General features: G+C 44.6%; 6 protein-coding genes and 1 tRNA gene. 3 read left to right on the forward strand and 4 right to left on the reverse strand.

Annotated features, from left to right (window positions below; all coding sequences use genetic code 11):
- Nucleotides 1-80 precede the first annotated feature (80 nt).
- From yfcC to R7M92_RS17305, 4 genes are all read right to left on the reverse strand, one after another.
- Nucleotides 81-1,613 carry a putative basic amino acid antiporter YfcC gene (gene yfcC / locus R7M92_RS17290; RefSeq protein ID WP_005387492.1) on the reverse strand — a complete coding sequence of 511 codons (1,533 nt, stop codon included), beginning with the start codon at nucleotides 1,611-1,613 and terminating at the stop codon, nucleotides 81-83.
- A gap of 212 nt (nucleotides 1,614-1,825) precedes the next feature.
- A complete protein-coding gene (locus R7M92_RS17295) occupies nucleotides 1,826-2,146 on the reverse strand; it encodes a c-type cytochrome (protein ID WP_033907021.1) in 321 nt (106 codons plus the stop codon).
- A 78-nt stretch (nucleotides 2,147-2,224) separates the two neighbouring features.
- The gene (gene ltaE / locus R7M92_RS17300; RefSeq protein ID WP_005375978.1) at nucleotides 2,225-3,229 is read right to left on the reverse strand and encodes a low-specificity L-threonine aldolase; all 1,005 of its coding nucleotides are present in this window, start codon (nucleotides 3,227-3,229) and stop codon (nucleotides 2,225-2,227) included.
- 22 nt (nucleotides 3,230-3,251) lie between these two features.
- Complete coding sequence (locus tag R7M92_RS17305) at nucleotides 3,252-3,767, reverse strand: NUDIX hydrolase (protein ID WP_005375979.1); 516 nt, start codon at nucleotides 3,765-3,767, stop codon at nucleotides 3,252-3,254.
- Between the two features lie 269 nt (nucleotides 3,768-4,036).
- On the opposite strand from R7M92_RS17305, the gene R7M92_RS17310 reads away from it, so the two are divergent.
- From R7M92_RS17310 to R7M92_RS17320, 3 genes are all read left to right on the forward strand, one after another.
- Complete coding sequence (locus tag R7M92_RS17310; RefSeq protein ID WP_054576741.1) at nucleotides 4,037-5,698, forward strand: ATPase RavA domain-containing protein; 1,662 nt, start codon at nucleotides 4,037-4,039, stop codon at nucleotides 5,696-5,698.
- A 9-nt stretch (nucleotides 5,699-5,707) separates the two neighbouring features.
- Nucleotides 5,708-7,162 carry an ATPase RavA stimulator ViaA gene (gene viaA / locus R7M92_RS17315; protein WP_033907023.1) on the forward strand — a complete coding sequence of 485 codons (1,455 nt, stop codon included), beginning with the start codon at nucleotides 5,708-5,710 and terminating at the stop codon, nucleotides 7,160-7,162.
- Between the two features lie 204 nt (nucleotides 7,163-7,366).
- Nucleotides 7,367-7,440, forward strand: a tRNA-Cys gene (locus R7M92_RS17320).

The following is a 7,440-nucleotide window of genomic DNA, read 5'->3' on the forward strand; positions in this document are numbered from 1 at the left end:
TCTAAAACCTTAGCGTCGTCATACCATGAATGTTAATAAGGCGAGAACATGTCTCGCCTTAATTACCAATTGGTTTCGTTTTACGCAAAACCCATAATATGAGCTGCGATAACGACGATACTTGATAGGGTAAAGAGTAATAGAATAAATCGCCAGCAGAATTTTGCCCAGTCACCCCAGTCGATACGGCAGACACCAAGCGTTGCCATGAGAGATGCCGAAGTAGGGACGATAACGTTAGTAAAGCCATCGCCAAGTTGGAATGATAAAACTGCCACTTGGCGTGTAACGCCTGCAATGTCTGCCAGAGGGGCCAGTAGAGGCATCGTTAGTGCCGCTTGTCCAGAGCCCGAAGTGACGAAGAAGTTGAAGATAGATTGGAATACATACATTAACCATGCCGCAGCCACGTCAGGAAGCCCGCTAATCACGCCGCCAGCACTGTTTAGAATTGAGTTCAGTACACTCGCTTCATCAGTTGTACCACCACCAAGGATCAACAATACACCTTTTGCACAACCCACTAATAGGGCAGGTGCAAGCATAATAGCTGCACCTTCTTTAAATGCATCAGCTGCGCAGTTCAGCGTCATACCGTTCAGGCGGAAAATCGTACCGATGATCGCGACAACAAAGCCCATAGTGAAAAATTGAGAAGCGATTTCTGGGATGTACCATGCGTTAGCGACCACGCCCCAAACGACCCACACCGTGGTCGCAATAACCGTAAGGATAACGAGTGTGTCACCTAGGTTCCAACGAGAATCTTGATTGCCAAGCTCTTGCTGACGGAAATACTGGTCTGTGCGATGGCTGTAAGAAAGTTTAGGATTTGACTTCACACGAGCGGCGTAGATCATTGTGAAAGCGATACCGATTAACGTAAAGCCAGCCCATAACCCCATGCGTACTGTCATGCCGGATAAAACAGGTACACCCGCAATGCCTTGCGCAATAGCTACGGAAAAAGGGTTCATCCAAGAAGTAGCGAAGCCAATTTGAGTCGCAACATAGGTAACCATTACCGTAGTGATACCATCATAACCAAGGCGAACCATAAGCGGCGCGATAATAATCGCAAACGCTACGGCTTCCTCACCCATACCAAATACCGCACCGCCTAGCGAGAACAGCAAAAATAGCACTGGAATGAATAGCGCTTCGTTACCTTTGGTCTTATCGATAAGGCGCAGGATACCGTTATCGATTGTGCCTGTGCGCATTACAACGCCGAAAGCACCGCCGATAACCAACATGAACATAATCACGCCGATTGCGCTGCCCCATTTAGAGCCAGAAACTAGCCCTTCGAAAGGGAAGTTCATCAAACCAATGCCACCACCAGAAGCAAACAGGCCAACTTTGTTGTAAACCAATTCACCGTTTTCGTCGGTTGCATAAGAGAAAGAAGAAGGATCGATAACTGTGCGAGTTTTTTCTGCACCGTCGACCATGTAGGTCACCTGTTGGCTATCAAAATGACCAGCAGGAATTAAGTAGGTAAGAATCGCAGCAAGAATACCAACAATGAAGATCAAAATGAGGGTATCTGGCATCTGCCACGACTTAGGGGTAGCAACCGAGTCTGCTGGTTGCGCATGTGTGTGAGACATAACTTACTTCACGTCAAATTCAATAAAGCATGAAATATCGATAAAATAGAATAAAAAGTCAATATTAATGCTTATGTTGAACTATAAATTCATCAAATATTTGAAGTGAAGTTAATTTGATTGTTTTGTGGTCAAATGTTGGGTTAATGTTTCAATATGCGTTGAGTTTGGATGATTCACGAGCTTTCATAGTGCATCTACAAGTGATCTAATCACTTGATTTCCTTCTGTTCTGCATAAAAAGCAGCGACATCACGAAGGTCTTCATCATTTAACATTTTTAACTGTGCTGCCATCATTTCTGCAAGTGGCCCTTTACGCTCACCGGCTTGGTAAGATTTCATTGCATTGTAAAGGTACTGAGTATTTTGACCAGCAAGGCTTGGATAGGTGTTGTTCGTTGCGATGCCTGTAACACCGTGACAATAGACACAGCTAGGTGATTTGATTTTACCTTTATCAGCATCACCAAACGGCTCGGCATGGATAGCGGAAGAGAAAATAAAAGAGATTAGAAGTACAAATCTGAGCATGGAGGTTATCTATTCGCTAAAAATCATGCCGATACAATAAAGCTTCCCCTTAGGGGAAGCTCAATGATCAAAATCAAATTAAAGTAGAGATTTTATACTTGATAAGAAAGTGTCGATGTCTTTCGCTGAAATATCTTTATGAGTTACAAAACGAATTGGATTTCCAGGGGTTATCGTGATGTTTTGTTCCTTTAGTTTCGCTGCGATACTTACTATGTCCACTTGAGGATCAAGCTTCGCGAACACGATGTTCGTTTGAACAAATTCAGGGTTGACTGAAAAACCAGGCAGTTCTGCTAAGCCTTCCGCTAAGGTTTTTGCGTTGATGTGATCTTGTTTTAGCTGTTCCACTTGTTCGGTAAGGGCAAGTTTGCCTGCTGCGGCAAGAATACCCGCTTGACGCATACCACCGCCGACCATCTTTCTTAAGCGACGTGCTTTTGCGATGTAGTCTTTGCTACCAAGCAGTAGCGAGCCAACAGGGGCAGCCAGACCTTTCGACAGACAGATCGTCATTGAATCAAAGTACTGACCGATCTCTTTTACCGGAACATCAAGTGCAACGGCTGCATTAAAAACGCGAGCGCCATCTAGATGCATCTGCAAGTTATGTTTATTCACGAAGTCACGTGCTTCTGCTAAGTAAGACAGAGGTAGTACTTTACCATTAATTGTGTTTTCTAAGCTGAGAAGCTTAGTGCGAGCAAAGTGACAATCATCTGGTTTAATCGCAGCAGCCAGTTTATCAAATGGTAGCGTGCCATCTGGGTTATTTTCGACTGGTTGAGGTTGAATTGATCCCAAAACCGCCGCGCCACCAGCTTCGTATTTGTAGTTATGTGCTTGTTGCCCACATAGATATTCATCTCCCCGCTCGCAATGCGCCATTAAACCGAGCAGATTGGCTTGAGTGCCTGAAGTGGTAAACAAAGCTGCTTCGAAACCAGCAAGCTGCGCAGCAAATTTTTCAAGCTCATTGACCGTAGGGTCATCACCATAAACATCATCCCCAACGGGGGCCTTAAACATGGCTTCTCGCATGGCTTGGGTGGGCTGTGTAACGGTATCTGATCGAAAATCCATGAATGTCTCCTTGGTCAAAGTCCTAAATATATCCGCAAAGGCGCGCTTTGCTTAAGCAAGCGATCGTTTTGGCATCGGTGATCGTGCCATCGACAATCTTTTCTTCGAGTTGCTTGATTGACAAGGTGACGACCTCAATCACTTCGTCTTCATCGCACTCGTAACGGTTTGTTTTATTGAGCTTTTCGGCAACAAATAGATACTGTATCTCATCACAAAATCCGGCAAGAGGGGTGACTTGGCCGAGAGACGTGAATTTCTCTGCACTAAACCCCGTTTCTTCCTCTAGCTCTCTTTTGGCGCAGCAGAGTGGCTCTTCGTTGCCTTCTCTGGTACCAGCAGGAAGTTCCAATAGCCATTTATTAAGTGAAGGCCGAAATTGGTGGACAAGGACAATGTGACCCTCCGCTGTAATAGGGAGAATCACCGCAGCACCCGGATGATGGATTGTGGTGTGCGTAATTGCCTGTCCTGTAGGAAGCACAACGTCTTCTTCAATCAGAGAAATTTGCTTCCATTTATGAATTATCTTGCTCATGCAGTTATGAACCCTAGCTGTTACCGCATTTTTGACGTTTTTCGACATTAACCACAAATGGTGGGAAACAAAAGCAAAAAATACTGCAACACGACGAAAGCGTTTGCACTTTAAGTGAGCAATGTCTCATAAATGGAAACTTTGATTGCTTCGTCAAGAAGGGGAAAAGCATCTGCTATAAGGGGAATTCGACAAAATACATTTGTAACAAAGTTATAACAAGTGTATAAAAATGTTAACGCAATACCACTTCAGTAGCCGGAGAACGTATGACACAAACCTTATTTGCCTCAAATGCCGAAAAAGCGCTTCTCTCAGAACGCATCAATAAATTGGCGAAAGCGTTAACGGATGGCGTTTATGAGCGTGAACATACGATCAAGCTCTGCCTTCTTGCTGCACTTGCTGGTGAAAGTGTTTTTCTTTTAGGCCCCCCTGGTATTGCAAAAAGCTTAATTGCCAAACGACTCATCCAAGCGTTCGATAACAGCAGTTACTTCGAATACCTGATGACGCGCTTCTCAACCCCTGAAGAGGTGTTTGGGCCACTGAGTATCCAAGAGCTAAAAGACAACGGCCGTTATGTTCGCTTAACTAAAGGGTATTTGCCAACTGCACAAGTCGTATTTTTGGATGAAATCTGGAAGGCGGGGCCTGCAATTCTTAACACATTGCTGACAGTGGTTAATGAGAAAACATTCAAAAATGGCAGCGATATCGAGCGTGTGCCAATGCGCCTGTTGGTATCGGCTTCCAATGAATTACCCGATGAAGATAGTGGATTGGATGCCCTCTACGACCGCATGTTGGTGCGTGTGTTTGTGAATCGAATTCAGAATAAACAAAACTTTAAGTCGATGTTGACTGTGGGCACATCGCAAGAGGCACAAGTACCAGAAGGCCTAGCGATAACTGATGAAGAATATCATCAATGGCAACAACAGCTCGACAAATTGACGCTAACCGATAATGCATTCGAAAAGCTTTTCCAGCTTAAAACGATGTTAGAAAGCAAAGTTGAAGCTCAGTTTGGTGATGTGGCCAATACCGACATGTATGTCTCTGACCGCCGCTGGAAGAAAGCCGTGAAGTTGTTAAAAGCGAGCGCGTTTTTTAATGGTCGCGATGAAATCAATCCGCTTGACCTTCTACTGCTGCAAGATTGTTTATGGAACAGTCCTGAATCGCGAGATGTGGTACGTGAAGTGGTTCAAGAGTTCGCCTTAAAACATGCATTTGATCAACAAGACGCGGAGCAGGAAATCGAGTACTGCCGTGAGTCTTTGGTTGATGTTCAACATGAACTTGAAGATGCCTACCGCATGACGTTAACGTCTGAAGCGGCAACGGGTATTTTGCGCAAAGAAACCATGCGCTTTGATACCTCTAAAGCCAAGATGTACAAAGTTGGCGCAGCCGTTAACTTAGTTAAATTGGTGGTCTTGCAAAGCAACATGTCGGTTTCAGAATCAGAAAAAGGTGATAGCCGCTGGGTTTATGTACCCAAAGATGAGTTAGATCGAGTCATTAAAGAGGGAAGCGGTGATGTGTATGGTTACGTCAATCAAAACACCAACATGTGCCGTTTACGATTTGACGTTGACGCGGCGAATAACCTAGTTATCCGTGATATCGCGAACCGAGGCATTCTGGTTAGCCTAGTGACTCAAGAGGGCTTGGATGTAGAGCTTTACCAAAAGTGGTTAACGCAGAGCGAAAAAGCCGTAAATCAGCTTAGTGAGGCAGAACACCATATGCGTAAGGTGAAAGCGAACTTTCATGATGCGCTTCCGCATAGCTTTGTTGATCCTGAATTACCCCGCCTAATGGAGTCGAGTCTGCAACAGGTCAGTCAGAGACTTGAATCAATCCAAGCAGAAAGTGAAAAAGTTATCCAACGCTTTAAAAACTTAAATCAGTTTTTCTCATAAGGAGACGACATGCTAGGTGCAGACGGACTTAACCTCGCGCTGATGGTGGCCGACTCCGGCATCATCGATAGCGCAGTTAATGATTTGATGGCTCGTTCACAAGTCATGATGATGGCAGAAAACCGAGGTGTTAAATCTTCGGTCAAAGGTCACTTGTTAAAGTGGCGAGGCAGCGTCAAAAAACGGATCACCAAGGTATGTGAGACAGAGCGTTTCCAACAAGAGCTGTCTTTATATCAAGAGGTTATTCATTGGGATGAAGAGGCGTTTTTTGAAAACATCGAAGATGTGATTAAAAAGCTGGAATGGCACTCTGCGTTTTACATGCAAGCTCGCCGAATGATGGAAAAGAACAAAGGGATGAATAACCCTATGTTCCCACATTACTTTTGTGACCAATGGTACCAAAGCCTCACCGATGCAATAAAACAAGCGCAAGTAAGCGAGCTTGAAGCCAATAAAGAAAAGGTGCTGAATGACCTGTATCAACGTATGGAAACCATGCGTAATATGGATAAAGTCACGGAGTCGGGTGATGCTGAAAGTGTAGGGCGCCTGTGGGATATGGCATCTGCCAAGTTGAGTAAAACAGACTTAACGGTGATGAAGCGCCATGCTGAGTTTCTGAAGAAGCACCAAGGCTTGCAAGAAATTGCGGAGCAACTCGGTCGTATGGCGGGGCAAGTAAATGATCCTGAACTAAATCGTGCGCCCACTGAAGAACTTCAATTGGTCGAAGAGAAAAGTGATGAGGCGACGGATGATATTGTCGGTATTCACGAAAGCGATGATCTAAATAAGCTACTTCCCAACGAAACGATGTTTTTGGCGTATCCTGAACTTGAAGTTGTGTTCTATAAACACTTAGTTGATAAACGGCTCATGAACTATCGTACACAAGGCAAATCGCGCACGTTACGTAAAGTTAAAGCTCACCGACCTGACCATAAAGCGGTAGATATCGAAAAAGGCCCCTTCATTGTTTGTGTGGACGCGTCCGGTTCCATGAGTGGCTTTCCTGAGCAATGCGCCAAAGCCATGGCTTATGCTCTGATGCAAATCGCACTAGCGGAGCAACGTGATTGCTATGTCATTATTTTTTCTACGGAACACATTACCTACGAACTAACCAAACAAGATGGTCTGCGCGAGGCGGCGGACTTTCTAACTTATAGCTTCCATGGTGGTACAGACTTAGAGCCAACTTTGATTAAATCTATCGACTTGATGAGCGGTGATAAATATAAAAACGCAGACATGGTAGTCATTTCCGACTTTATCGCGCCAAAACAACAAGACGAGTTACTGGCCAAAGTGGATGCGCTCAAAGCGAAGAAAAACCGTTTTCACGCGATTAGCTTATCGAAATACGGAAATCCTGCATTAATGTCGATGTTTGATCACACTTGGTCTTATCACCCTAATGTTGTGGGAAGATTGCTAAAAAGGGTCAGCAACTATTAAACGCCTTAATGTTTCATGGGACAAAACGAACTGAAAGCGAGATTTATATTGCTTCGTTTTAAGCCAATAAGATCGAACTTTGGTCGAATTGACTTAAAAGAAATCAAACGAACAGAAAATGAAATGTTTTTGTTTGACTATCTTCTCTCAATCCGTAAAGTAGCCACCAACGCAACGGGGTAGAGCCCTGAAGCGTAATAAAAAGGCGCCTTGGCAGAGTGGCTATGCAGCGGATTGCAAATCCGTGGACCTCGGTTCGACTCCGGGAGGCGCCTCCA

This window comes from Vibrio sp. Vb2880, from assembly GCF_033337975.1.
GTDB lineage: Bacteria > Pseudomonadota > Gammaproteobacteria > Enterobacterales > Vibrionaceae > Vibrio > Vibrio alginolyticus.